This is a genomic window from Parvibaculum sp. (genome assembly GCF_019635935.1).
Taxonomy (GTDB): Bacteria; Pseudomonadota; Alphaproteobacteria; order Parvibaculales; family Parvibaculaceae; genus Parvibaculum.
The window spans coordinates 2071141-2094120 of record NZ_JAHBYN010000001.1 but is presented as its reverse complement, the minus strand read 5'-3'; the positions used below and the strand labels follow the sequence as shown (position 1 = coordinate 2094120).

Sequence of the window (22980 nt, the reverse complement as noted above, 5' to 3'; positions counted from 1 at the left end):
AAACGGGCGTGCGGAGGGTTTATGCGGCGGGAGCGAAATGAAGGCAATCCCCCGTCAGATAAGAACAATTCGCAGAAAAAGGGCCGACTGTCATCGATCTGTCAAAAAACTGTCACGAAGCCTGCGGGCGGCGACTTGTCCCCGGGTTTATCCCCGGATTTATCCCCGCTTTGGGACAGGGGTGCTGCCTCAAAAAAGTAATCCCCGGTTTGGCGCGCGTTCAATTCTCAGAAATCGAATCGCAACTCCGCCCTGAGCCCGTGGTCGCGGGCGCTGGAGGCGAGTTCACCCGCATAGCCGAAAGTCAGGGTCGTGCCGGCGCCGAGCCTCGCAGAGGCCGCCGCGTCGAGGGCGAGGGCGTTTTCCGCGACGGGCGTGCCGCGGACCGCGAAAGCGGCGGCGGGGGCGGAGGCGAAGGCGGCGCGCGAGGTCGGCTCGACATCGCCGAAGGCGTGACGCCAGGCGGCGGCGCCGGTCAGGCCGACACTGCCCGCCTGATGACGGGCGCGCAGGCCGAGCGTCGAGATGCCGGTGGTGGTGCCGGTGGAGGCGAAGGTCAGCGCGGCGGGGCCGCCGGTTTCGGTGAAGCCCTCGGTCTCGACATGGACGCCGGCGAGACCGGCGAAGGGGGTGAGCGTCAATGCACCCCAGTCGAGGTCGTATCCTGCCTCCATGCCCGCCTGGAAGGTGTGGGTCGCGTAGTCGGCCGCAAGATTATTCGTCAGTCCACCGACGATCACGGTGCGCCGCGCGTCGGCCTTGCCATAGGCGTAGGAGAGGATGCCCTTGAGGCCGAGATTGCCGAGCGCGGTGCCGGCATAACCGGCGATGTGGAAATTGTCGCTGTCGCCGGCGGACGAACGCGCCTTGACGTCGTAGCTTGAGCGGCTGTAGCCCGCCGCGATGCCGGCGCGGACGCCCGGCGCAACCTCGCGGTCGATGCCGCCGATGAAGCCGTAGCTGTCGCGGTCGATCGTGGCGGCGTTGCCGTTGTCGTCGGTCCGGCCCCAACTGCCGAAAACCTGACCCCAGACGGCGGCGGCGCCCGGCGCCGCATCGCCCGCCGCCGGCGCATGGGCGAGGCTCGCAAGCCCGCCACCGCCCGAACCGAGGATCGCGGCGAGACGATCCAGCAATTGCTGGCGGATCTGCTGCGCGGTCATCAATTGCGCGGTCGAGGAACTGGCATGGGCCTCGCCCGAAAGCGCGTCGTAAGCGGCGCGCGCTTCCTCGTCGGTCATGGTCACGATCTCGTCGTAGAGCGGATGACCGGGGCCGAAATTCTGCAGTGCCCCGCCGACACCTTGCTGGTTCGGCGTATGGGCGACCGCGGCAAAGTCGATGTCGTTGCGGACAAGTTCCAGATAGACGTTGTTGGCATCGTAATCGAGCGCGGCATCGAGGAAGGCATAGTCGGAGAGGACCGAGCCGAAGGTGCCGTCGATGCCGAGATCGGCGGTCAGGATCGTGTAGATCGAGGCGGGCGCGTAAGTCCCGTCCATGCCGATGTGACGCACGGCGGCGTTGTTGAGGAAGGCCTGACCCGTGACATGGATCAGGTCGGCATCGGCGCCCGAGGGATCGACCTCGACTTCGTAGGTGGCATCGGGGTCGAAGGTGAAGTCGCCCGCGACGTTCAGTGTGCCGATCGAATTGCCGGGCGCGACGATGGCGCCGGCGCCCAGCGTCGTCGTGCCGACCGTGCCGGAACCGCCGAGTACACCGCCGGTGACGCCTATATCGCCGCCGAGCTGGCCGTCGACGATCAGGGTGCCCCCCTGGAGCGACGTTGTGCCGGCGAAGGTGCTGCTGTCGGCGGTGAGCGTGGTGAAGCCTGAGCGATGGTCGATCGTGCCGGCGCCGGAGATGGCGAGGTCGAAGTCGTAATCGGTTTCGGTGTGATTGAAAACCAGCGTGCCGGCGCCGGCGCCGAAGACAAGCGCCGTGGCATCGAGCGTGCCGGCGGCATCCGCCGCATCGAGCGCGGCGGCGCCGATGTTCAACGTGCCGGTGGCCGACGCGTCGTTGGCAATAGTGACGGTCGTTGCCTCGGCCGTGCCTCCGCCGGAAAGGGTCAGCGTGCCGGCGCCGAAGTTGCCGACAGTGAGGCTACCCGAATTGGTCCAGGTCGAATTCGCGCCATCGACCACGACTGTGCCGGTGCTGGCGGCGAATTCGCCAATACTGCCGGTGGTGTTCGAGACCGCGCCGCCATCGGCGATGTCGAGCGTGCCATCGCCGAGAGTTCCGACATAGAGTTCCGCTGAGGCGGTCCAGATGGAATCCGCGCCGGAGACCGTCACTTCGCCGGTGCCGCCGGCGCTGTAGCCGATAAAGGCTTGTGTGTTGGAGACCGCGCCGCCGCCCGCGATGCCGAGCGTGCCGGCGCCGGAAACGCCGACAGCGAGCCAGCTCGAATTGGTCCAGGTGGAATTTGCGCCATCGACCGTGACTTCGCCGGTGCCTATGGCGTTGTTGCCGATTGAGCCGGAGGTATTCGAAACCGCGCCGCCGCCCGAAATGTCGAGTGTGCCGGAACCGGAAAAGCCGACATAGAGGTCGTTTGAGTTGGTCCAGTTGGAATCCGCACCATCGACCGTGACTTCGCCGGTGCTGCCGGCGAAGCCGCCGATAATGCCGACGGTGCTGGAGACAGTGCCGCCGCCGGTGATGTCGAGCGTGCCGCCGGGGACGCCGCCCGCACCTGTGGCGGCATAACCAACGTTCAAGACGCCGCTGTTGGTCCAGGTGGAATCAGTGCCATCGACCGTCACTTCGCCGGTGCCGATGGCGTTGTTGCCGATATAGCCGTTGGTGTTCGAGACCGCGCCGCCGCCGGAGATGTCGAGTGTGCCGGAGCCGGAAAGACCGACATAGAGCTCAACGCTGTTGGTCCAGGTCGAATCCGTACCATCGACCGTGACTTCGCCGGAACCAGTAGCGCTGCTGCCTATAATGCCCCAGGTGTTCGAGACCGCGCCGCCGCCCGAAATGGCGAGCGTGCCGGTGCCCGATTCGCCGACATAGAGGATGCCGCTGTTGGTCCAGATCGAATCCTCGCCATCGACCGTGACCGTGCCAGTGCTGCCCACAATGCGGCCGATATGGCCCGTGGTGTTCGACACCGCGCCGCCATCGAGAATATCGAGTGTGCCCTCGCCGAAATTGCCGACGGCGAAGAGCCCTGAATTCGTCCAGGTGGAGCCCTCGCCTGTCACCGTCGCCGCGCCGGTGGATGTCGACTGATCGCCGACAAAGCCCTGCACGTTGCCGACGCTGCCGCCCGCCTCGACGGTCAATGTGCCGTTGCCGAAATAGCCGACCGCCATATTATTCGTGTTGGTCCAGATCGAATCCGCATCGCGCACCGTCACGGTGCCGGTGGAATCCACGGCACTGCCGATCAGGCCGATGACGTTTTCTACCGCACCGCCGCTTTCGACGGTCAGTTCGCCGGTGCCGCTATGGCCGACATGGAGCCAGTCCGAATTCGTCCAGACCGAATCCGCGCCATCGACCGTGACGGTGCCCGAACTGCCGGCGAAAGTGCCGATATAGCCGATGGTGTTCGAGACCACGCCGCCGCCCGAAATGCCGAGCGTACCCGAGCCGGCATTGCCGACATGAAGCTCACCGCTGTTGGTCCAGACGCCGGCGTTATTGACCCCGACCGCGCCGCTGTTGCCGGCGGTGTCGCCGATGTAGGCCGCGTTCGATTCGGCAACATCCAGGGCGCCGATCAGCGCGGTGCCGCCATTGTCGATAATTGCGTTGTCGCCCGGCCCGGGGACGCCAAAGGGATCCCAGTTTCCGGCGAAGAGCCAGCCGCCGGTGCCGAGATTGTTCCAGCTTGCGGCCTGCGCCGGCGCCGCCGGAACCAGGAGACCCGCACAAAAAACCAACCCCGCGCGCGCCGCCTTGCGGCCCGCACCGTACCGACGCCCGTTACCCATTGCCCCCGAAACCCCGCTTCAAGCGCGGACCACCCCTGACCCCGCGCGGTTACTCTCCGGCTTATCGGAGCGCGGTTTCGGGCATCGCGCAAGCGGAATCCCGATTCGAGACGCGATTTGCCGGGGCGTGGCGAAAGTTGCCCGTGTATCCGGCCGTTGCGCTCAACCCCGCCGCATGGCGCGGCGGAGGCCGGCGAGCGTGGCGGCGCCGGTGATCTGGCAGAGGAAGAAATAGACGAGGATGCCGCCGGCGATCAGGCCGAGGAGGCTCGCCAGCGCGACGGGGAGCGCGGCGGCCAGCGGGGCTTCGAGCGCGGCGCGGCCGAACCAGAGGGCGGCGCCCATGGCGATGGCGGCCATGACGGTGAGGGGCAGCACGCGGGCGAGGCTCGCATCGGGCGCGAAGTCGCCACGTTTCCAGAGGCGGGTCGCGAGCTGGCCGACATTCGTCCACGCCGCCAGTACGGTGCCGACCGCGATGCCGACATAGCCGATGAACTGGAAGAGGACGATGCTCGCCGCGATGTTGACGACGATCGAGACGGCGGCGAAGCGGAGCGGCGTCTTCGTGTCCTCGCGGGCGAAATAAGCGGGCTGGAAAATCTTGATCAGCACGAAGGCGGGGAGGCCCGCCGCATAGACGATCAGCGCCAATGCGGTTGCCTGCGTGTCCGCCGCCGTGAAAGCGCCGCGCTCGAACAGGATGCCGATAATGTCGAAGGCGAGCACCGCGATGCCGGCGGCGGCGGGAATGGTCAAGAGCATCGCGAACTCCAGCGCGCGGTTCTGCGCGCCCATCGCGCCCGCGCCGTCGCCGGCGCGCAGGCGGCGCGAGAGGTCCGGCAGCAGCACCACACCGATCGCAATGCCGATGACGGCGAGCGGGAGCTGATAAATCCGGTCGGCATAGTAAAGCCAGGACACCGCGCCTGCCTGCAGCGAGGCGATGATCGTGCCGATGGTGAGGTTGACCTGCGTGATACCGCCGGCGACGACACCCGGCACGCCGAGGCGGAAAAGGCGGCGGACATCGGGCGTCAGCTTCGGCAGGCGCAGACGCAACACGAAACCGGCGCGCCAGAGCGAGATGGCGAGCCATGCGAACTGCACGACGCCCGCCGCCGCAACGCCCCAGGCAAGCGCCGTACCCGGATTATCGGTCAGCGGGATCAGGAAAAGGATCGCCAGGATCAGCGTGACGTTGAGCATCACCGGCGCGGCGGCGCCCGGAAAGAAGCGGCCAAGCGAATTCAGGATCGCCGATTGCAGCGCCGTCAGCGAGATGAAGAGCAGATAGGGGAAGGCGATGCGCGTGAACTCGACCGCCCATGCAAATTTCTGCGGGTCCTCGGCAAAGCCCGGTGCGAAGACCAGCATGATCCAGGGCATGGCGATTTCGGCGGCGATGGTGAGGAGCAGCAGCGCGACGAGCAGCACCGACAGCGCATCCTCGGCGAAGCGCCTGGCCGCCGCCCTGCCCTCGCCTTCGAGGCGCTTTGAGAAAAGCGGCACGAAGGCCGCGTTGAACGCGCCCTCGGCGAAGATCGAACGGAACATGTTGGGGAAGCGGAAGGCGACGAAGAAGGCGTCGGCAATCGGCCCGGCGCCCAGCGCCGCCGCCATCATCACGTCGCGCAGGAAACCGAGCAAGCGGCTCACCAGCGTGGTGCCGCCGATGGTGGCGGCAGAACGGGCGATATGAACGGGTTTCGGCGCGGGGCTCGAGGTCATGGCAGGCGGGGGCTCGCCGGTTGGGAGGCTTGGCAGAATCTCTAGCCGTTCTGCGGCGAAATAGCGACCTGATGAACGGTACATTTAAATGTATCGTTATTTATACTCTTGTCAGAACGAATAAAGATTCTTATATTCGTACGAATAAAGGAGCTTCCAATGTCCCGTGTCCTTGTCGCCAATCTTGTTTCGAGCATCAGCGAGTTGAAGCGCAGCCCGGCGCGCGTCATTGAGGAGGCGGCCGACGGCGCCGTTGCGATTCTCAACCGCAACAAGCCGGTCGCCTATGTTCTCGATCCAGCATCCTATGAACGCATGCTCGATCTGCTCGAAGACTACGAGGACATGAAGAAGGTGATCGAGCGCGAAGGACAGCCTGCCACCTATGTGACGCTCGAGCAGCTCGATGAGCTATAGGCTCAGCTTCGTCGAAGACGCCAAAAAGGAATGGCGCAAGCTCGGGCCTGACATCAAGAAACAATTCCAGAAGATTCTCGCCCGACGGCTCGAAGCGCCGCGAATCGAGAAGCACAAACTCGGCAACATGCCCGACTGCTACAAGATCAAGCTGCGCGATGCGGGCTATCGGCTTGTCTACAAAGTGATCGACGATCGCATCGAAGTGCGTGTGATCGGCATCGGGCGGCGCGACGGCGCTATCTACAACGACGCCCGGCGGCGGCAGAACGATCCCGCCGATTGACGCCATTGCCGGCGCAACTTATTCCGCCGCCGCCATTTCCTCGCGCTTTGCGCGCTTGGCGGGGCGGGACTTCTTCACCGGGTCGGCCAGCGCTTCGAGCAGGTGACGCTCGACGGCCTTCTTCTTGTTGGCGTTCGTTACCTTGTGGCCGATCACGTCCTTCACATAGAAAACGTCGACCGCGCGCTCGCCATAGGTCGTGATGTGGGCCGAGCCGATGGTGAGGCCGAGATGGAAAAGGGCGCGCGACAGCGCGTGGACGAGGCCCGGCCGGTCGAGGCCGTTGACCTCGATCACGGTGTAGTCGTCGGACGCCTCGTTGTCGATGAAGACCTGGGGGGCGACCGAGAAAGCCTCGGTGCGGCGTTCGCGGCGCGCGCGCTGCTCGATCGCATCGGGCGGCAGGATTTCGCCCGACAGCACCTTGCGGATGGTTTCCTCAAGGCGCGCCAGACGGCGCGGCTCGGCGATGGCGCCGCCGGACGCGTCCTGCACCCAGAGCATGTCGAGCGCCATGCCGTCGCGGGTGGTGAAGATTTTCGCGTCGACGATGTTCATGCCGAGCACCGCGCAGGCGCCGGCGAAACGCGCGAAGAGGCCGGGATGGTCCTGCGTGTAAAGCGTCAACTGCGTCACGTCGCGGTCGGGCTCCGGCTCGGCGGCGATGGTGAGGGGCGCATCCTTCGCGCCTTCGATCAGTTGCGCGTGGCGGACCTGCGTTTCGGTGTCGAGGGAGAGCCAGTAGCCGTCGGCATGGCGCGTGAAATAGCGGTCGCGCGCGGCTTTCGACCAGTCGGCGAGATGCGCGGCCAAGGCTTCCTTCGCATCGGCGACGCGCGTCTTGCGGTTGACCGCGTTGTCGCCGCCCTGCAGCACGGCCTCGGTTTCGAAATAGAGCTGGCGCAGCAACTGCGCCTTCCAGCCGTTCCAGACGCCGGGACCGACGGCCTTGATGTCGACAACCGTCAGCACAAAGAGCATTTTCAGCCGTTCGGGGCTTTGCACCAGATCGGCGAAATCGCGCACGGTGCGCGGGTCGGCGATGTCGCGGCGCTGGGCGACGTCGGACATGACGAGATGGTTCTGCACCAGCCAGGCGACGGATTCCGTTTCGCCCGCGCTCATGCCGAGGCGCGGGCAGAGACGGCGCGCAATGGCGGCGCCGGCATCGGAATGATCCTCGTCGCGGCCTTTCGCGATGTCGTGGAGAAAGACCGCCATGTAGACCGCGTTGCGGCTCTTGATCTTGCCCATCAGTTCATGGGCCTTGGGGTATTCCGCGGCGTTCACCCCGCGCTCGACTTCCGAAAGGATGCCGATGGCGCGCAGCAGATGTTCGTCGGCGGTGTAGTGGTGATACATGTTGAACTGCATCAGCGCGACGATGCGGCCGAAATCGGGAACGAAGCGGCCAAGCACGCCGGCCTCGTTCATCCAGCGCAGTGTCGTTTCGGGATCCTTGCGCGAGGCGAGGATTTCGAGGAAGAGGCGGTTTGCCTCCTCGTTCTTGCGCAAGGCGGCGTCGACCAGCCTCAGCGAACGCGTCAGCAGTTTCAGCGCGTCGGGATGAATGTCGAGGCCGTGCTGATCGGCGACATGGAAGAGGCGGATGATGTTGACCGGGTCCTTGTCGAAAAAATCCTGCTTTGTGACCGCGAGGCGGCCGCTCTCGACATTGAAGCCGCGAATGACTTTCTTGCGGCGTATCGCCTGCATGAAGCGGCCGATGGAGGGCTTCTTCTTTTTCTCCTGATCCTCGAGCACGGCGCAGAAGATACGCGTCAGGTCGCCGACATCCTTGGCGATCAGGAAGTAGTGCTTCATGAAACGCTCGACCGCCTTCAACCCCCGATGCGTCTGGTAGCCGAGGCGCTTTGCCATTTCGGTCTGCAGGTCGAAGGTGATGCGTTCCTCGGCGCGGCCGGTGAGGAAGTGCAGCTCGCAGCGCACCGCCCAGAGAAAATTCTCGGCCTTGCGGAAGGTCTGGTATTCCTCCTTCGTGAAGACGCCGGCCTTGACGAGATCGGAGGGCTGCTTGACGCGGTAGACATATTTCGCGATCCAGAACAGCGTGTTGAGATCGCGAAGACCGCCCTTGCCTTCCTTGACGTTGGGCTCGACCAGGTAGCGGCTTTCGCCCGAACGCGTGTGGCGCTGGTCGCGCTCGGCGAGCTTGGCCTCGACGAATTCGTTGGCCGTTCCCTTCACCACTTCGGCGTCGAAACGCTTTTCGAGATCGTCGTAAAGCTCGCGGTCGCCATAGATGAAGCGCGCTTCGAGCAGCGCGGTGCGGATGGTGAAATCGGCGCGGGCGAGGCGGATGCAATCGGCGATGGAGCGCGTCGAATGGCCGACCTTGAGGCCCAGATCCCAGAGCACATAGAGCATGTATTCGACGACGCTCTCGCCCCAGGGGGTCTGCTTGTAGGGCAGCAGGAACAGGAGATCGACGTCGGAGCCCGGCGCCAGCGTGCCGCGGCCATAGCCGCCGACGGCGGCGATGGCGATGCGCTCGGCCTTCGAGGGGTTCGAGGCCGTGAAGGCGTGGGTGGTAGCGAAGCGGTAAAGCTCCTCGATGACGCGGTCCTGGAGATAGCTCAGGCTTTCGGCGCAGGAACGGCCCCGATGCGCGCCCTGCTCCAACCGCTCGCGCGCCCTGGCGCGGCCCTGGGCCAGCGCCGCCTTCAGGATGTCGACGACGGCGCGCTTCAGCGCCTCCTCGTCACGGCCGGCACGGGCGGCGGCGGCATCGAGATCGCCGCGGATACGCTCCGGATCGGCGATTTCAAGAAGGCTCGGCATCGTGCGGCCCATGGGGGCGGCTCCTTTTCGCAGGCATGCGGCGCAAGCTTTATCACATCACCCCCGCCGCACTAAATCATTACGCATTTTTAAGAATCGCGGCGGATTTCGTCAGATTTTTGCCATGTTCGATTTCCATTTCGGGGGTGCCGGACGGAGCGATCCTTTCCGGCAGCAGAGACAGTGCAAACAGGCAACACGGATGGAGGATGAAAGCCATGCGCCATACAACCATCTTTCCGAAAGAAGCCTCGCTCGTCGCGGCGCTGGGCGCGGCCCTGCTGGCCGCCGGCATCGCGACGACGCCGCCCGCCCATGCGCGAACACAGCCGCTTGACGACAACACCTGTGCGCGCCTCAACGCGCAGTACAACTTCGTTTCCAAGTTCAAGGCGGGCCTGCCTTACGCGGACGAGGCGCGCGCGGCGCAGGAAGCGGCCGTTGAATATTGCCGCGCCGGCAACGCCGAAAAGGGCGCCGACCAGTTGCGCGAGGCGCTGCGGACGCTGCTGGTCGAACCGGCGGCCTGAGCGCCACCCGTAAGGAGGAGCGCCATGCGCAACATTGCCTTGTTTCTCGCCGCTGCGGGGCTCGGTGCGGCCACTGCGCTTGCCGGACCCGCCGCCGCGCAAATACCGGCGTCCGAAATCGGCGTCGTTTGCGACCAGCTCAACTACCGGTTCCAGTTCGATTTCAAGCATCGGCAGGACTTTCCGCGGGCCGGCGCGGCACGCGCGCTGCACCGAAGCGGCGTCGAGAAATGCCAAAGCGGCGATCCGGAGGCCGGCATCGCCGACCTCCGGGATGCGCTGCGGAAGATCGGGGTGGAACCCGAGCAGCTTTGACGCTCAAAGCTTGCGGCGGAGATCACGCGCCGTCTTTCGCCGCAAGCGCCTTCAACCTGTAGACCAGATCGAGGGCTTCCTTCGGCGTCAGCGCGTCGGGGTTGACGGTTTTCAACTCTTCCTCGGCGGCGCTTGTCCTGACGACGGGCGCGGGCTTTGCCGTTGACGAAAAAAGAGGCAGGTCGTCGATCAGCTTCGCGGTCTTTGCGCCCTCGCCGCTTTTTTCGAGCGCCGCCAGCACCGCTTGCGCGCGGGCGATGACGGGCGCGGGGAGGCCCGCGAGTTTCGCCACCTGGATGCCGTAGGAACGGTCGGCGGCGCCGGGGCCAACTTCATGCAGGAAGACGACATCGCCCTGCCATTCCTTGACGCGCATGGTGGCGTTGGCCAGATGCGGCAGTTTTTCGGTGAGCGCCGTCAGCTCGTGGTAATGCGTCGCGAAGAGGGCGCGCGCGTGGTTGACCTCGTGCAGATGTTCGACGGCGGCCCAGGCGATCGAGAGGCCGTCATAGGTCGCGGTGCCGCGGCCGATCTCGTCGAGGATTACCAGCGCTCGCGGGCCCGCCTGATTGAGGATCGCCGCCGTCTCGACCATTTCGACCATGAAGGTCGAACGGCCTCGCGCCAGATCGTCGGCGGCGCCGACGCGGCTGAACAAACGATCGACGACGCCGATATGCGCATCTTCGGCGGGCACGAAACTTCCCATCTGCGCCAGAATGGCAATCAGCGCGTTCTGACGGAGGAAAGTCGACTTGCCGGCCATGTTGGGCCCGGTGAGGAGCCAAATGCTTTTTTGAAGTGGTGCCTCGCGGCGGGAGTCGTTGTTTTGCATGTCGCTGCGGGACTGCGCTCCTTGCTCCATGCTTGAGGTATCCGCTGAGAGGTTGCAGTCGTTCGGCACGAATTGTTCGCCGGTTCGCGCCAGCGCGGCTTCGACGACGGGATGACGACCGCCGCAAATATCGAATGCGAGGCTGGCATCGACGCGGGGGCGCGCGTAGCGGCGCTCGGCGGCGAGTTCGGCAAGCGCGGCGGCAACGTCAAGCGCGGCGAGCGCGGCGGCGGCGCGCGAAAGCGCCGATGCTTCGGCGATCACGGCGGCGGCAAGCGCGTCGAAAAGCCCGAGTTCGATTTCGAGCGCGCGGCCGGCGGCTTCGGCGATGCGGCTGGCGAGGCTTGCAAGTTCCGGCGTTGTGAAGCGCATCGCATTCGCCATGGTCTGGCGGTGAATGTAGCTGTCGGAGAAAGGCGGGGCGACGAGCTTTTCGCCGTGGCGCGGCGGCACTTCGATGTAATAGCCGAGCACATTGTTGTGGCGGATCTTCAAGGCGGCGATGCCGGTCTCGCCCGCATATTTCGTCTGCAACCCGGCGATGAGCTTGCGCGCATCGTCGCGGAGCGCGCGCGTTTCGTCGAGCGCCGCGTCGTGACCTTTGGCGATGAAGCCGCCGTCGCGCGCCAGCAGCGGCAGTTCCTCGGCGAGTGCGGCGGCGAGATGCGTTTCCAGATTTGCGGCGACGCCACGCAGCGCACCCGCCGCATCGGCGATTTCATCGGGCAGCGGCAGCAGGGCCGGCGGTGCGGCGTCGAGCATTGCGGCCAGCGCATGCGCGGCGGCGAGGCCGCCCGCGATTGCCGCGAGATCGCGCGGGCCGCCGCGCGCCAGCGACAGGCGCGACAGCGCACGGGAAATGTCGGGCGCCGATTTCAGCGCGGCGCGCAGGTCGCGGCGGATGTCGCGGCTGTCGAGGAACCATTCGACCGCGTCGAGGCGCGCCCCGATGGAGGCCGGATCGGTCAGCGGCGCGGCGAGGCGCGAGGCCAGCTCGCGCGCGCCGGCGCCTGTCGCCGTGCGGTCGATCACCGACAACAGCGATCCGGCGCTTTCGCCCTGCAGCGTTTTCACCAGTTCGAGATTGGCGCGGGTCGCGGCATCGATGGTCATGGCATCGGCGCTGGCGATGCGGCGCGGCGCGCTCAAGGCCGGCATGCGGCCGACCTGGGTCAGTTCGACGTAACCGAGCAATGCGCCCATCGCGCCGAGTTCGGCGCGAGTGAAGGCGCCGAAGGCGTCGAGCGCCGCGACGCCGAGATGGGCTTTCAGGCGGCGCTCGGCGGCGGTGCTGTCGAAACGGGCGGCGGGGAGTTCGGTCAGCGCGGCGCCCGATTGGGCGACGGCGTCGTCACCCGCGCCTTCGGCGATCAGCAATTCGCCGGGCGCGAGCCGCGCCAGCTCCGCGCCAAGGGCGGAAGGCGGCAGGGCCATCGCCTCGAAACGGCCGGTCGAGACATCGACCCAGGCAAGACCGAGCAGCGCTTCGGCGCCGGTGCGGGCCAGCGCCGCCAGATAGTTGTGGGCGCGGGCATCGAGCAGCGTGTCTTCCGTCAAGGTGCCGGGCGTCACCAGCCTTGTGACGGCGCGGGCGACCACCGATTTCGCGCCGCGTTTTTTCGCCTCGGCCGGGTCCTCGACCTGCTCGCAGACCGCGACCTTGAAACCCTTGCGGATCAGGCGTTCGAGATAGGCCTCGTGGCTGTGGACCGGCACGCCGCACATCGGGATGTCCACACCCGCGTGCTTGCCGCGCTTCGTGAGCGCGATGTCGAGCGCCTCCGATGCGGCGACCGCGTCGTCGAAGAAGAGCTCGTAGAAATCGCCCATGCGGTAGAAGAGCAGCGCGCCCGGATGACCCGCCTTGATCTCCAGATATTGCACCATCATGGGAGTGGCATCCGGCGGCGCCGCAGCGGAAGGCGGGTTTTCCTGCTTGAAGGGATGGGCGGCGGGCTCTGACATGGAGGGGCAGACTAGAATCTTTCAGTGTTTCGTGGAAACACTGAAAGACTCCAGGTTGTTGTTCGGTCGCGCTTCTTTTCGGAAAACCGGATTCCACTTTTCCGAGAAGCGCTCTGGCAGAACCGGGCCAGCCTGAAAGAGGGGCCCGGAGAGCCGAAAATCGGGCAGAATCAACGGCGGCGGCTTGTTATTGACGGATCGCCAGCCTACAAAGCGGCATCCGGGGCGGGCCCCGGAGAGGCGGGCTCCCGGCGGTGTTCCGGGATTTGCGCGCTTCCAGCCGAAACTCCGGATGTCCGATCGCATGAGCAAGAAAAAGCGGCGCCAGTTTACCGACGAGGAAGCGCTCCTCTTCCATTCCCAGGGCAAGCCCGGGAAACTCGAAATCAACGCCACGAAGCCGATGGCGACGCAGCGCGACCTGTCGCTGGCCTACAGCCCCGGCGTCGCGGCGCCGGTGCGCGCCATCGCCGAAAACCCCGACGCAGCCTACGACTACACCTCGAAGGGCAATTTCGTCGCCGTGATCTCGAACGGCACGGCAATCCTCGGGCTCGGCGATCTCGGGGCGCTGGCCTCGAAGCCGGTGATGGAAGGCAAGGCGGTGCTTTTCAAGCGCTTTGCCGATGTCGATTCCATCGACCTCGAAGTCGACACCAAGGATGTCGATGCCTTCATCAATTCGGTGCGCTATCTGGGGCCGTCTTTCGGCGGCATCAACCTGGAAGATATTTCGGCGCCGGACTGCTTCGTCATCGAAAGCCGGCTGCGCGAGATGATGGACATTCCGGTCTTTCACGACGACCAGCACGGCACGGCGATCATCACCGCGGCCGGGCTCATCAACGCGCTCTTCCTGACCGATCGCGACATCAAGGATATCAAAGTCGTCGTCAATGGCGCGGGCTCGGCCGGCATCGCCTGTCTCGAACTCATCAAGGCGATGGGGCTGCCGCATGACAACGCGATCCTCTGCGACACCAAGGGCGTCATCTACAAGGGCCGCGTCGAGGGCATGAACCAGTGGAAGTCGGCGCATGCGGCGACGACCGATGCGCGGACGCTCGAAGAGGCGATGGTGGGCTGCGACGTTTTCCTGGGGCTGTCGGCCAAGGGCGCGATCAACCAGAAGATGGTCGCCTCGATGGCCGACAAACCGATCATCTTCGCGATGGCCAATCCGGACCCCGAGATCACGCCCGAGGAAGTGCTGGCGGTGCGCGACGACGCGATCATCGCGACGGGACGCAGCGACTATCCGAACCAGGTCAACAACGTGCTCGGCTTCCCCTATATCTTCCGGGGGGCGCTCGATGTGCGCGCCAGCGCGATCAACGAAGACATGAAGATCGCCTGTGCGCAGGCGCTGGCGAAGCTCGCACGCGAAGACGTGCCGGACGAAGTGGCCGCCGCCTATCAGGACGAGCGGCCGCGCTTCGGCCCCGGCTACATCATTCCGGTGCCGTTCGACCCGCGCCTGATCCGCGAAATTCCGCCGGCGGTGGCCAAGGCGGCGATGGATTCCGGCGTCGCGCGGTTGCCGATCGTCGACATGGAAGCCTACAAGAACCGGCTTTCGGCGCGGCTCAACCCGACGGCGGGCACGCTGCAGGTCATCATGGACAAGGTCAGGCGCGACCCGAAGCGCGTCGTCTTTGCCGAGGGCGAGGAAGAACGCGTGATCCGCGCGGCGCTCGCCTTTCGCGACGGCGGGCTCGGCCAGCCGATCCTTGTCGGGCGCGAGGAGCAGATCCGCCACACGCTCGGCCAGATGGGGCTCGACCCGAAGACCGATCTCGATATCCGCAATGCGCGCACCTCGGAGAAAGTCGACGAGTATGCCGATTTTCTCTACGGCAAATTGCAGCGGCAGGGCTTTCTCTATCGCGACTGCCACCGGCTGACCAGCAACGACCGCAACATCTTTTCGGCGCTGATGCTGGAGCGGGGCGACGCCGACGCAATGGTGACGGGCGTCACGCGCACCTATTCGGTGGCGCTGGAAGATGTGCGCCGCGTCATCGACGCGGTGGATGGGCGCAAGCCCATCGGCGTGACGCTGGTGGTGGCGGGCGGCCGCACGGTGCTTGTCGCCGACACCAATGTCTACGAGATGCCGACGGCAACCGAACTTGCCGACATCGCGACGCAGGCCGCCGAAGTCGCGCGGCGTCTCGGCTACGAACCGCGCGTGGCGCTGCTCGCCAATTCAAGCTTCGGCACGCATACGCATGAGCGGCCGGCGACGGTGCGCGACGCGGTGCGCATTCTCGATACGCGCAATGTCAATTTCGAGTATGACGGCGAGATGGCGGCCGATGTCGCGCTCAACCGCGAGACGATGTCGCTTTATCCGTTCTGCCGGCTCTCCGACACGGCCAATGTGCTGATCATGCCGGCGATCCATGCCGCGTCGATCTCGACAAAGTTGCTCAAGGTGCTGGGCGGTTCGACGCTGATCGGGCCGCTGCTTGTCGGCCTCGAAAAGCCGGTGCAGATCGTGCCGATGACGGCGAATGTCTCCGACCTCGTCAACATGGCAGCGCTGGCGGCCTATAATCTCGACCGCTGAGTTTCAACTGCCGCGCGGGGTGCCGTATTTGGCGCCGAACTTCGACAAATAGCGGTCGGAGATTTGCGCGACGGGAAAAAGGATCAGCACGTCCGTGGTGCCGAACTGCCGGTCGACCACCGCGCCCTCGCCGATATAGCAGCCGGCCCGCAGATAACCCTTGATCATCGGCGGCAGGGCGCGCAGCGCTTCGCGCGGATCGACCTCTTCTTTCGGAATGCGGTTCATTTCCTCGTAGCGTTCGGGCAACGCGCGGACGCGCCAGTCCGCCGGGGCGGCATGGAAGTGATGGAGATAGGAAAGCGGTGCGGCGAGCGCCGCCGGGTCCGTGCCCTCGAAGCTCGCGCAACCGAACATCACGTCGAGATTATGCGCGGTCACATAATGCATGATGCCGTGCCAGAGCAGCTCGACGGTCGGCCGGGTGCGGTAGGGCTGCAGCACACAGGAACGGCCGAGCTCGAGAAAATTGAGATCGGCATGACGCGCGAGCAGGGGCGCGATGTCGTATTCGCTGGCGGTGTAGAAACCGCCGTGGCGTTCGGCGACGTCCTGGCGCAGCAGGCGGTAACAGCCGACGACTTTTTTCAGGCTTTCGGGATCTTCGGGCGGCAGCTCGCCGTCCTCGCCCGGCACCAGCGCATGATCGAGCACCAGCAGGTGATCGCAGATGTCGTCGAAACGGTCGGCGTCGCGCTTGCGGGCGCGCGTTTCGGCATCGGGGATCGCCGACATTTCCTCGTAGAAGACGCGGTAGCGGATCGCCTGCGCGGCGTCGATCTCGCGCGGCGAGGAGGCAAGACGGACTTCGAGGTCGCCGCGGCGGCCATAGCTCGTCATATCCGCGGGGCGCACAGCCGTCGAGGCAAGCGGCCCGCCGCCTTTGTCCGTTTTTATCGTTGGCATTATTGCGGACCCTAAACCCAAATCGTTCACACTGCCGGGACGCGGCGCACGAAGCGGGGCCACGTCGCCGCGCGTCGCCGGTTCAGCCCCACCCGAACCCGGGCCTCCCGTCGTCATGCCTTCATCCTTTCATTATCGCCGCCTTGTGCCAAGCAAACGCGGCGGGGTAAATCGCCGGCCCCTTGTCGCAGCAGATGACGACATATGGATGTCGGCCTTACGCCGTTGTTTTTGCTTCTATTTTCTTTCGGTGTCCCATCACCAGCAAAATCAGCAGGATGGCCGGCACGCCCATCAGCGCGGTCGAGATGAAGAAGGGCACATAGCCGACGGTCGCCGGCGTGAGGCCCGGCGCCACGCCGACCAGCGCCTCGGCGATGGCCGGGCGAACCGCGTACCAGTCGACCATGACGCCCGACAGGCCGCCCAGTATCTTGCCGGGCAGCGCGAAGGCGGAACTGAACAACGCATATTGCGTGGCCGCGAACTGGTGGTTCACCAGGCTCGACATATAGGCGATGAGGCAGGTGCCGGCGAAACCGCCGGAGAAATTCTCGGCGCTGATGGTGATGGCAAGCGCGGTCGTGTTCGCGCCTTGCATCGCCAGCCAGACAAAGACGAGATTGGTGAGCGTGGCGGCGAGGGCGCCGGCAAGCAGCGTGCGCATGATGCCGAAGCGCGCCACCGCCAGACCGCCGACAACGGCGCCCGCAATCGTCATCCAGACGCCATAGACCTTCACCACCGTGGCGATGGTCGAGAGCGAGAAGCCGATGTCGATATAGAGCGGATTGGCCATCACGCCCATCACGAAGTCGGGCACGCGGTAAAGACCGATCAGCGCCAGCATGGCGAGCGACCACCAGCCGTAGCGGCCGAAGAAATCGACGAAGGGCGCGATGACGGCGCGGTAGGTCCAGGCGAAGGCGGCTTCGAACGGGCCTTGCATGTGGAAGCGGTGCGCGATTTCGGCCATCGCTTCCTCGCCGATGATCGGCGCTTGCGCCTCCGGCAGACGGGGCGCGAGAAGCGCCGCACCGATGCCGACCAGCATCAATGCGGCCATCGCGAGATAGGCCGCCTGCCACGAAATGAAGTGGGCGATGTAAAGCGCGCCGGCGCCGGAGCCGATCAGCGCGAAGCGATAGCCGAGCTGGTAGACGGCGGCCATCGCGCCCTGTTTTTCCTCCGGCGCGGCCTCGATGCGCCAGGCGTCGATCGAGATGTCCTGCGTCGCGGAGGCGAAGGCGAGCACCAGCGCGCCGAAGACGACCGGCACCAGCGAGACGGCCGGATCGCTGAAGGAGATGACGACGAGGGCGGCGGCCGCGACGGCTTGCGCGAAGATCATCCAGGCGCGGCGCTTGCCGAGAAGGCGGTCGAGCACGGGCAAGCGGATGCGGTCGAGAAGCGGCGCCCAGAGAAACTTGATCGTGTAGGCAAGGCCGACATAGCTCAGCAGGCCGATTTCGGTGCGCGTGACGCCGACCTCGCGCAGCCATGCCGAAAGCGTCGAGAAAACGAGGAGGTAGGGAAGACCGGCCGAGAAGCCCAGCAGCAGCATGATCAGCATGCGCGGCTCGGCATAGACCTTCCACATTTCGGCGAGGCTCATCCGGCCGTCGCGCCTGCTTTCTGCCACCGACATCGAATCATTCCCCGCGCCGTTCAACCGGCTTCACTCTAGGCAAGATTCGCCTTTTCGCCAGCGCGCGTTCCATGCGCCGAGCGGCGGCCGGCCCATTGGGCGAGCGTCGTGGTGAGCGCGTCGGCGGCGACGGGTTTCGACAGATAATCGTCCATCGCCGCGTCGAGGCAGGCCTGGCGGTCTTCGGCCATCGCATTGGCCGTCAGCGCGATGATGGGCAGCGCCGCATGGGCGGTGTCGAGGGCGCGGATGCGCGCCGTCGCCTCGAAGCCGTCCATGCCCGGCATGTGAAGGTCCATCAGCACGAGGTCGATTTCGCCCGCCGCATCGGCCTCGACGGCGGCGATGGCCTCGACGCCGTTGCGCGCCAGACGAACGCTGTGACCGGTATGCTCGAGGAGGGTGCGCGTCAGCAACGCATTGATCTCGTTGTCCTCGGCGACCAGCACACAGAGTGGCAAGATGGGGGCCGTCATTTTTTCTTTCGGTTTGGGCAGCGGCGGCGCTTCCGGCTCGACGGCCGCGAAATCGTGCGCATAGGGCGCGCCGATGTCGCCGGCCCAGCCGCGCACGCGCAGATCGGTCAGGCGGCCGAGCAGCGAGGCGGCGCGCACCGGGCGCACCAGATAGCCGTCGAAGGGCGCGTCGCCGCCTTGCGTCAGCGCGTCGAGACGGTCGCGATCCTGCGGGCGCAGCAACACCAGCGTGCCGATGCCGGGATGCAGGCGGCGCGCTTCGGCGGCAAGCGCCGCGCCTTCGCCGGCCGCACCGTCGGCGGGACAGATGAAAACATCGGCGGGCGCGGCGGCGAGCGCGCGGGAAAGGGCGGCGGCGTCGGCGACGAGATGCGTTTCGGCGCCGGCGGCGCCGGCGGCGCGCGCGAGGCCTGCTGCCAGCAGCGGCCGGTCGTTGAGGATCAACACGCGCATGCCTTCGAGTGCGGCGCGCGCGGCGGCGCCGGCCGCCGGTTCGGCGATCTTCAGCGGCAGGTGGACGCGGAAGATCGAGCCCTTGCCGCGTTCGCTTTCGACCTCGATGCGGCCGCCCATGGCGTCGACCAGACGGCGCGTGATCGCAAGGCCGAGGCCGGTGCCTTCATACTGGCGGGCATGGGACTGATCGGCCTGCGCGAATTCGTCGAAGATGTGTTCGAGGCTCTCCTTGTCCATGCCGATGCCGGTGTCCTCGATTTCGAGCAGCAGTTCGGCGGTGTCGCCCGTGTGGGCGCCCATGCGCGACAGACGCAGCGCGACGCCGCCCGCGCCTGTGAACTTGATCGCGTTGCCGGCGAGGTTGATCAGGATCTGGCGGATGCGCGGTTCGTCGCCGAGAAGGCGCTTCGGGACCGATGCCGAAATGTCGGTGACGACTTCGAGGCCCTTGTCGAAGGCGCGTGGCGCCAGCAGCTCGGCAACGCTTTCGAGCACGTGACGCGGATCGAAGGGTGCTTCGTCGAGCGTGACCTTGCCGGCTTCGATTTTCGAATAGTCGAGAATGTCGTTGATGATGGCGAGCAGCGCCTGACCGGAGGCGCGCACGGCCTCGGCATAGGAACGCTGGGCGGGCGCGAGTTTGGTGTCGAGGAGCAATTGCGTCATGCCGATGACGCCGTTCATCGGTGTACGGATTTCATGGCTCATCGCGGCGAGGAAAAGACTTTTCGCGCGGTTGGCTTCCCTGGCCTCGCGCAAGGCCTCGGCGCGTTTTTCTTCCGCCAGCTTGCGGTCGGTGACGTCGCGGCCGACCGACTGGATTTCGACGAGCTTGCCGTCGTCGTCGCGGATCGCGAATTCCTCCCATGCGATCCAGCGGGGGCCGCGCGTGGTGACGACGCGTTCGTCGAAACGGATGCGATGGGGCGGCGTCGCGAGACCGGCGAAGCTCGCCAGCATGCGCGGCGCGTCGCCTTCGGGAACGTCGGGCAGGAAGGGGCGGCCGATGACCTCGGCGCGGCTCCTGCCGAAAGTGTCGCAGAAGACGTCGTTGACGTAAGTGAGGCGCGCCTCGAGATCCTTGCGGATGATGACGTCGCCTTGCGCACGCAGAAGATCGGCGAGGCGCGCCTCGCGTTCGGCAATTTCCCATTTCTCGTCGCGGAGCGTCTCGATGCGCGTCTGCAGCACTTCGATTTCGGCGAGATGCGCGGCGGCGCGCGCCGAGGCGCGGCGCCAGGCCTCGACGCCCAGAAACAGGGCGACGGCCAGCCCGAGCAGGAAGAGGGGCATCTGGTCGAAGGCAAAGTCGGGCATACGGGTTCCGCGGCTGCCGGCCGCAGGGCCGGGCATGTCGACAAGACCCGACTTTGCCCTTCCCGCCCTTGAGAAAGCGCTAAGGCGTATGGTTAGCGGAAGGTAAAGTGCTTGCGGCGGCACCGCGCCATGAAGGAGCCACGACATGACGGACCTCTTCCTGATCGCCTCCGGCCTGCTCGGCATCGCGACCGGCATCGGCCACTCCCTTCTCGGCGAGCGCAACGTGCTGCGGCCGCTCTTTGCGGAAGATGCATCGGCGGTGCTGCGGAAGGGGCGGATGCGCGAATTGCTGCGCGGTGTCTGGCATCTGCCGTCGCTGACCTGGATCGTGCTCGGCCTGGCGCTTGTGCAATCCGGTCTTGCCGGCAACGGGAGCGCCATTGCCGCGACCGCTGGAACGATTTTCGTCCTTTCGGGTCTTGCGAACTGGATGGTGCTGAAGTCGTTCCATATCGGCGGCGCGATGGCGGTTGCCACCGGCTGTCTGGCTTTCGCTGCCGTTCTGACGGGCGCCTGATCCGCGGCGGCGTGTTACGCCGCGGCGCCGAGTTTTCCGGCCACCGTTTCGCGGTAGGCGAGCGCCTCGGCGATGTGGATGCGGGTGACGCCGTCCGCGCCGTCGAGATCGGCCAGTGTGCGGGCGACGCGCAGCACGCGGTGATAGCCGCGCGCGGTGAGGCCCATGCGCTCCGACGCCTCGACCAGCAGGCGCTTGCCGGGATCGTCCGGCGTTGCGATGCGGTCGAGCAGTTCGCCCTCGACATGGGCGTTGAGCAGCATGGATTGCGGGCCGACGATTTCGGTGAAGCGCGCCTCCTGCGCCTCGCGCGCGGCGGCGACGCGGGCGGACACCTCGGCCGAACCTTCGGCGGGCGGCGGCAACGCCAGATCGGCATGGGCGACGGGGGGCACTTCGATGTGGATGTCGATGCGGTCGAGCATCGGGCCCGAAAGCTTCGCCTGATAATCGCCGATGCAGCGGGGCACGCGCGGACAGGCGCGCGCCGCGTCGCCCGCATGGCCGCAGCGGCAGGGGTTCATCGCCGCGACGAGCTGGAAGCGGGCCGGAAAGGTGACGTGTGCATTGGCGCGGGCAACGACCGCCTCGCCGGATTCGAGCGGCTGGCGGAGGCTATCCAGAACCTGGCGCGGGAATTCGGGCAGTTCATCCAGAAACAGGACGCCCCGGTGCGCGAGCGAGATTTCACCGGGGCGGACGCGCAGCCCGCCGCCGACCAGCGCCGGCATCGAGGCCGAATGATGCGGCGCGCGGAAAGGACGGCGGCGGCCGACGCCGGTTTTCAACAATTCCCCCGCAAGCGAGGAGACCATCGAGACCTCCAGCATTTCGCGAGGGCTAAGCGGCGGCAAAATTCCGGGAAGGCGCGCGGCGAGCATCGACTTGCCGGAGCCCGGCGGGCCGACCATCAGCATGTTGTGGCCAATTCTCAAAGTTCAATTTCTGATGGTCTTAGCGCCCATTCTTGGATGCCCACAGAGTTATGGACCCGGCCTAAAGCGGATATCTCGCCGCTTGGGACCGCTGATCAGGATGTATACTGCCCGGCGCAGTGCGAAAGTTGCTGTCCTCGCAGGTGAGCCGATTTGAATGACAACCCTCTATGTGATCGGGACTGGCTTTGATCTACACCACGGGATGGCCACCGGCTACAAGCACATCGGCGAGTTCCTGAAGCGCAATCATAGGGAACTTTACAATCTCCTACCCAACCGGCGCGGCGACAAGCGGCAGATGCCGCCACACACTTGAAATCAGAAAGATAAGTAGTCGTAAATTCCCCATAGCAAAAACCTCCATAAGGTCCGGGTTGATGCGGGCTTATGGCGGCGGCACCTGAGACGCAGAGATGGCGGCGGCACCTGAGACGCAGAGAAATAAGACTGATTCAATGCCGGTGCTTGTAAATAGCTATTTGCTTGCCAATCCTAGTTGGTGATTTAGCTCATTTGAGATGGAGGGGGTGAAAGGATGGCGGAGGCGGTCTTTGGTTTAATCGGTGTGCTGATCGGTGTGTTCTCTACATGGGGGCAAAGCTGGTGGAGTGAGAAGAGATCAACCGGTCGTGCCGCTCACTACCTCGCGGTTCGAGTTGTCTGTGTGCTTGACCGGTATGTAGAGAAATGTGTCGAGGTGGTTTCAGATGACGGGTTATGCTTTGGACAAAGAAACGCTAACGGGTGTTTGGAACCGCAAGTTCCCCTTCCGGGACCACCGAAGTTTCCTGAGGATGTAGACTGGAAGAGTATCAGCCACGACCTGATGTATAGGTTGCTGTCCATGTCTTCGGACGTGGAGGAGGCAGATAAGAGTATCGCCTTTGTGTGGCACGCGATTGCCAGTCCGCCGGACTACGACGAATTCTTCGATGAGCGGAACTATCAGTATGGCCGGATAGGGCTCAAAGCATCTGCATTCGCGGATGAACTGCGAAAAACCTATCGCATTCCGCAGCGCGAGCAGGGGGACTGGAATCCGCTTGAGAAGCTAAGTGAGGCGATCAGAGAAGTGGAGGAGGCCCGACGTAAGAGGGCGGGCTCGATGGCGACTCTGATGGCTGATATCGAGGATCAACAGGGAGAAGAAAAAAGCCCCGTCGGTTAGGGCGGGGCTCGCTAGTCGGTCAGTTGTTTGCGCCGTTACCCGCATCATCGACGGAACCCAAATCATCGACGAGTATTTTAAGCGGAGCTTCAAGCCAACGAAGGAGATCATCGCCATAAGCCCGCATCAACCGATCAACCAGCCC

The 22980-nt window shown here is 65.4% G+C and carries 15 protein-coding genes and 1 pseudogene; 8 read left to right on the top strand and 8 right to left on the bottom strand.

Translation table 11 applies throughout. The features are described from left to right. Positions 1 to 227: 227 nt before the first annotated feature. Positions 228 to 3953: an autotransporter domain-containing protein gene (locus KF719_RS10455; RefSeq protein WP_293508656.1), complete on the bottom strand. Its 3726-nt coding sequence runs from the start codon at positions 3951 to 3953 to the stop codon at positions 228 to 230. Positions 3954 to 4115: 162 nt separating this feature from the next. Continuing rightward, positions 4116 to 5684: a murein biosynthesis integral membrane protein MurJ gene (murJ, locus tag KF719_RS10450; RefSeq protein ID WP_293508655.1), complete on the bottom strand. Its 1569-nt coding sequence runs from the start codon at positions 5682 to 5684 to the stop codon at positions 4116 to 4118. A gap of 159 nt (positions 5685 to 5843) precedes the next feature. Between murJ and KF719_RS10445 the strand changes: the two genes are divergently transcribed. Together KF719_RS10445 and KF719_RS10440 are read left to right on the top strand one after the other, a co-directional pair. Continuing rightward, complete coding sequence (locus KF719_RS10445; protein ID WP_293508654.1) at positions 5844 to 6101, top strand: type II toxin-antitoxin system prevent-host-death family antitoxin; 258 nt, start codon at positions 5844 to 5846, stop codon at positions 6099 to 6101. After that, positions 6091 to 6387, top strand: a complete 297-nt coding sequence (locus KF719_RS10440; RefSeq protein WP_293508653.1) for a type II toxin-antitoxin system RelE/ParE family toxin — start codon at positions 6091 to 6093, stop codon at positions 6385 to 6387. The genes KF719_RS10445 and KF719_RS10440 overlap by 11 nt, the downstream gene beginning before the upstream one ends. Before the next feature lie 18 nt (positions 6388 to 6405). Here the strand turns inward: KF719_RS10440 and KF719_RS10435 are convergent, their stop codons facing one another. After that, positions 6406 to 9201: a [protein-PII] uridylyltransferase gene (locus KF719_RS10435; RefSeq protein ID WP_293508652.1), complete on the bottom strand. Its 2796-nt coding sequence runs from the start codon at positions 9199 to 9201 to the stop codon at positions 6406 to 6408. Between the two features lie 206 nt (positions 9202 to 9407). Here KF719_RS10435 and KF719_RS10430 point away from each other — a divergent pair, with 206 nt between their 5' ends. Further along, positions 9408 to 9719 carry a hypothetical protein gene (locus tag KF719_RS10430; RefSeq protein ID WP_293508651.1) on the top strand — a complete coding sequence of 104 codons (312 nt, stop codon included), beginning with the start codon at positions 9408 to 9410 and terminating at the stop codon, positions 9717 to 9719. A gap of 24 nt (positions 9720 to 9743) precedes the next feature. Then, a complete protein-coding gene (locus KF719_RS10425) occupies positions 9744 to 10034 on the top strand; it encodes a hypothetical protein (RefSeq protein ID WP_293508650.1) in 291 nt (96 codons plus the stop codon). Positions 10035 to 10056: 22 nt separating this feature from the next. Here KF719_RS10425 and mutS read toward each other — a convergent pair whose 3' ends face one another. Further along, complete coding sequence (gene mutS, locus KF719_RS10420; RefSeq protein WP_293508649.1) at positions 10057 to 12759, bottom strand: DNA mismatch repair protein MutS; 2703 nt, start codon at positions 12757 to 12759, stop codon at positions 10057 to 10059. A gap of 379 nt (positions 12760 to 13138) precedes the next feature. Between mutS and KF719_RS10415 the strand changes: the two genes are divergently transcribed. Continuing rightward, a complete protein-coding gene (locus tag KF719_RS10415; RefSeq protein WP_293508648.1) occupies positions 13139 to 15406 on the top strand; it encodes an NADP-dependent malic enzyme in 2268 nt (755 codons plus the stop codon). Positions 15407 to 15409: 3 nt separating this feature from the next. On the opposite strand, the gene KF719_RS10410 is transcribed toward KF719_RS10415, so the two are convergent. The 3 genes from KF719_RS10410 to KF719_RS10400 form a co-directional block, all read right to left on the bottom strand. Further along, positions 15410 to 16246 (bottom strand): GNAT family N-acyltransferase, encoded by an 837-nt coding sequence (locus KF719_RS10410; protein ID WP_293510634.1) that lies wholly within the window; start codon positions 16244 to 16246, stop codon positions 15410 to 15412. A 283-nt stretch (positions 16247 to 16529) separates the two neighbouring features. Further along, positions 16530 to 17960 carry an MFS transporter gene (locus KF719_RS10405; RefSeq protein ID WP_293508647.1) on the bottom strand — a complete coding sequence of 477 codons (1431 nt, stop codon included), beginning with the start codon at positions 17958 to 17960 and terminating at the stop codon, positions 16530 to 16532. A gap of 35 nt (positions 17961 to 17995) precedes the next feature. Then, positions 17996 to 20209, bottom strand: a complete 2214-nt coding sequence (locus KF719_RS10400) for an ATP-binding protein (protein ID WP_293508646.1) — start codon at positions 20207 to 20209, stop codon at positions 17996 to 17998. Between the two features lie 145 nt (positions 20210 to 20354). On the opposite strand from KF719_RS10400, the gene KF719_RS10395 reads away from it, so the two are divergent. After that, positions 20355 to 20729, top strand: a complete 375-nt coding sequence (locus KF719_RS10395) for a hypothetical protein (RefSeq protein ID WP_293508645.1) — start codon at positions 20355 to 20357, stop codon at positions 20727 to 20729. Positions 20730 to 20743: 14 nt separating this feature from the next. Here KF719_RS10395 and KF719_RS10390 read toward each other — a convergent pair. After that, positions 20744 to 21655: pseudogene (locus KF719_RS10390) on the bottom strand (ATP-binding protein); the annotation flags it as partial. A 166-nt stretch (positions 21656 to 21821) separates the two neighbouring features. Between KF719_RS10390 and KF719_RS10385 the strand changes: the two are divergent. Next, a complete protein-coding gene (locus tag KF719_RS10385) occupies positions 21822 to 21983 on the top strand; it encodes an AbiH family protein (protein WP_293508644.1) in 162 nt (53 codons plus the stop codon). Positions 21984 to 22202: 219 nt separating this feature from the next. Continuing rightward, a complete protein-coding gene (locus tag KF719_RS10380; RefSeq protein WP_293508643.1) occupies positions 22203 to 22835 on the top strand; it encodes a hypothetical protein in 633 nt (210 codons plus the stop codon). Positions 22836 to 22980: the final 145 nt, after the last annotated feature.

Coding starts and splice junctions, on each gene's coding strand:
- KF719_RS10455 (WP_293508656.1), bottom strand. CDS start 3,953: ATGGGTAACGGGCGTCGGTACGGTGCGGGCCGCAAGGCGGCGCGCGCG.
- murJ (WP_293508655.1), bottom strand. CDS start 5,684: ATGACCTCGAGCCCCGCGCCGAAACCCGTTCATATCGCCCGTTCTGCC.
- KF719_RS10445 (WP_293508654.1), top strand. CDS start 5,844: ATGTCCCGTGTCCTTGTCGCCAATCTTGTTTCGAGCATCAGCGAGTTG.
- KF719_RS10440 (WP_293508653.1), top strand. CDS start 6,091: ATGAGCTATAGGCTCAGCTTCGTCGAAGACGCCAAAAAGGAATGGCGC.
- KF719_RS10435 (WP_293508652.1), bottom strand. CDS start 9,201: ATGGGCCGCACGATGCCGAGCCTTCTTGAAATCGCCGATCCGGAGCGT.
- KF719_RS10430 (WP_293508651.1), top strand. CDS start 9,408: ATGCGCCATACAACCATCTTTCCGAAAGAAGCCTCGCTCGTCGCGGCG.
- KF719_RS10425 (WP_293508650.1), top strand. CDS start 9,744: ATGCGCAACATTGCCTTGTTTCTCGCCGCTGCGGGGCTCGGTGCGGCC.
- mutS (WP_293508649.1), bottom strand. CDS start 12,759: ATGATGGTGCAATATCTGGAGATCAAGGCGGGTCATCCGGGCGCGCTG.
- KF719_RS10415 (WP_293508648.1), top strand. CDS start 13,139: ATGAGCAAGAAAAAGCGGCGCCAGTTTACCGACGAGGAAGCGCTCCTC.
- KF719_RS10410 (WP_293510634.1), bottom strand. CDS start 16,246: ATGACGAGCTATGGCCGCCGCGGCGACCTCGAAGTCCGTCTTGCCTCC.
- KF719_RS10405 (WP_293508647.1), bottom strand. CDS start 17,960: ATGTCGGTGGCAGAAAGCAGGCGCGACGGCCGGATGAGCCTCGCCGAA.
- KF719_RS10400 (WP_293508646.1), bottom strand. CDS start 20,209: ATGCCCGACTTTGCCTTCGACCAGATGCCCCTCTTCCTGCTCGGGCTG.
- KF719_RS10395 (WP_293508645.1), top strand. CDS start 20,355: ATGACGGACCTCTTCCTGATCGCCTCCGGCCTGCTCGGCATCGCGACC.
- KF719_RS10385 (WP_293508644.1), top strand. CDS start 21,822: ATGACAACCCTCTATGTGATCGGGACTGGCTTTGATCTACACCACGGG.
- KF719_RS10380 (WP_293508643.1), top strand. CDS start 22,203: ATGGCGGAGGCGGTCTTTGGTTTAATCGGTGTGCTGATCGGTGTGTTC.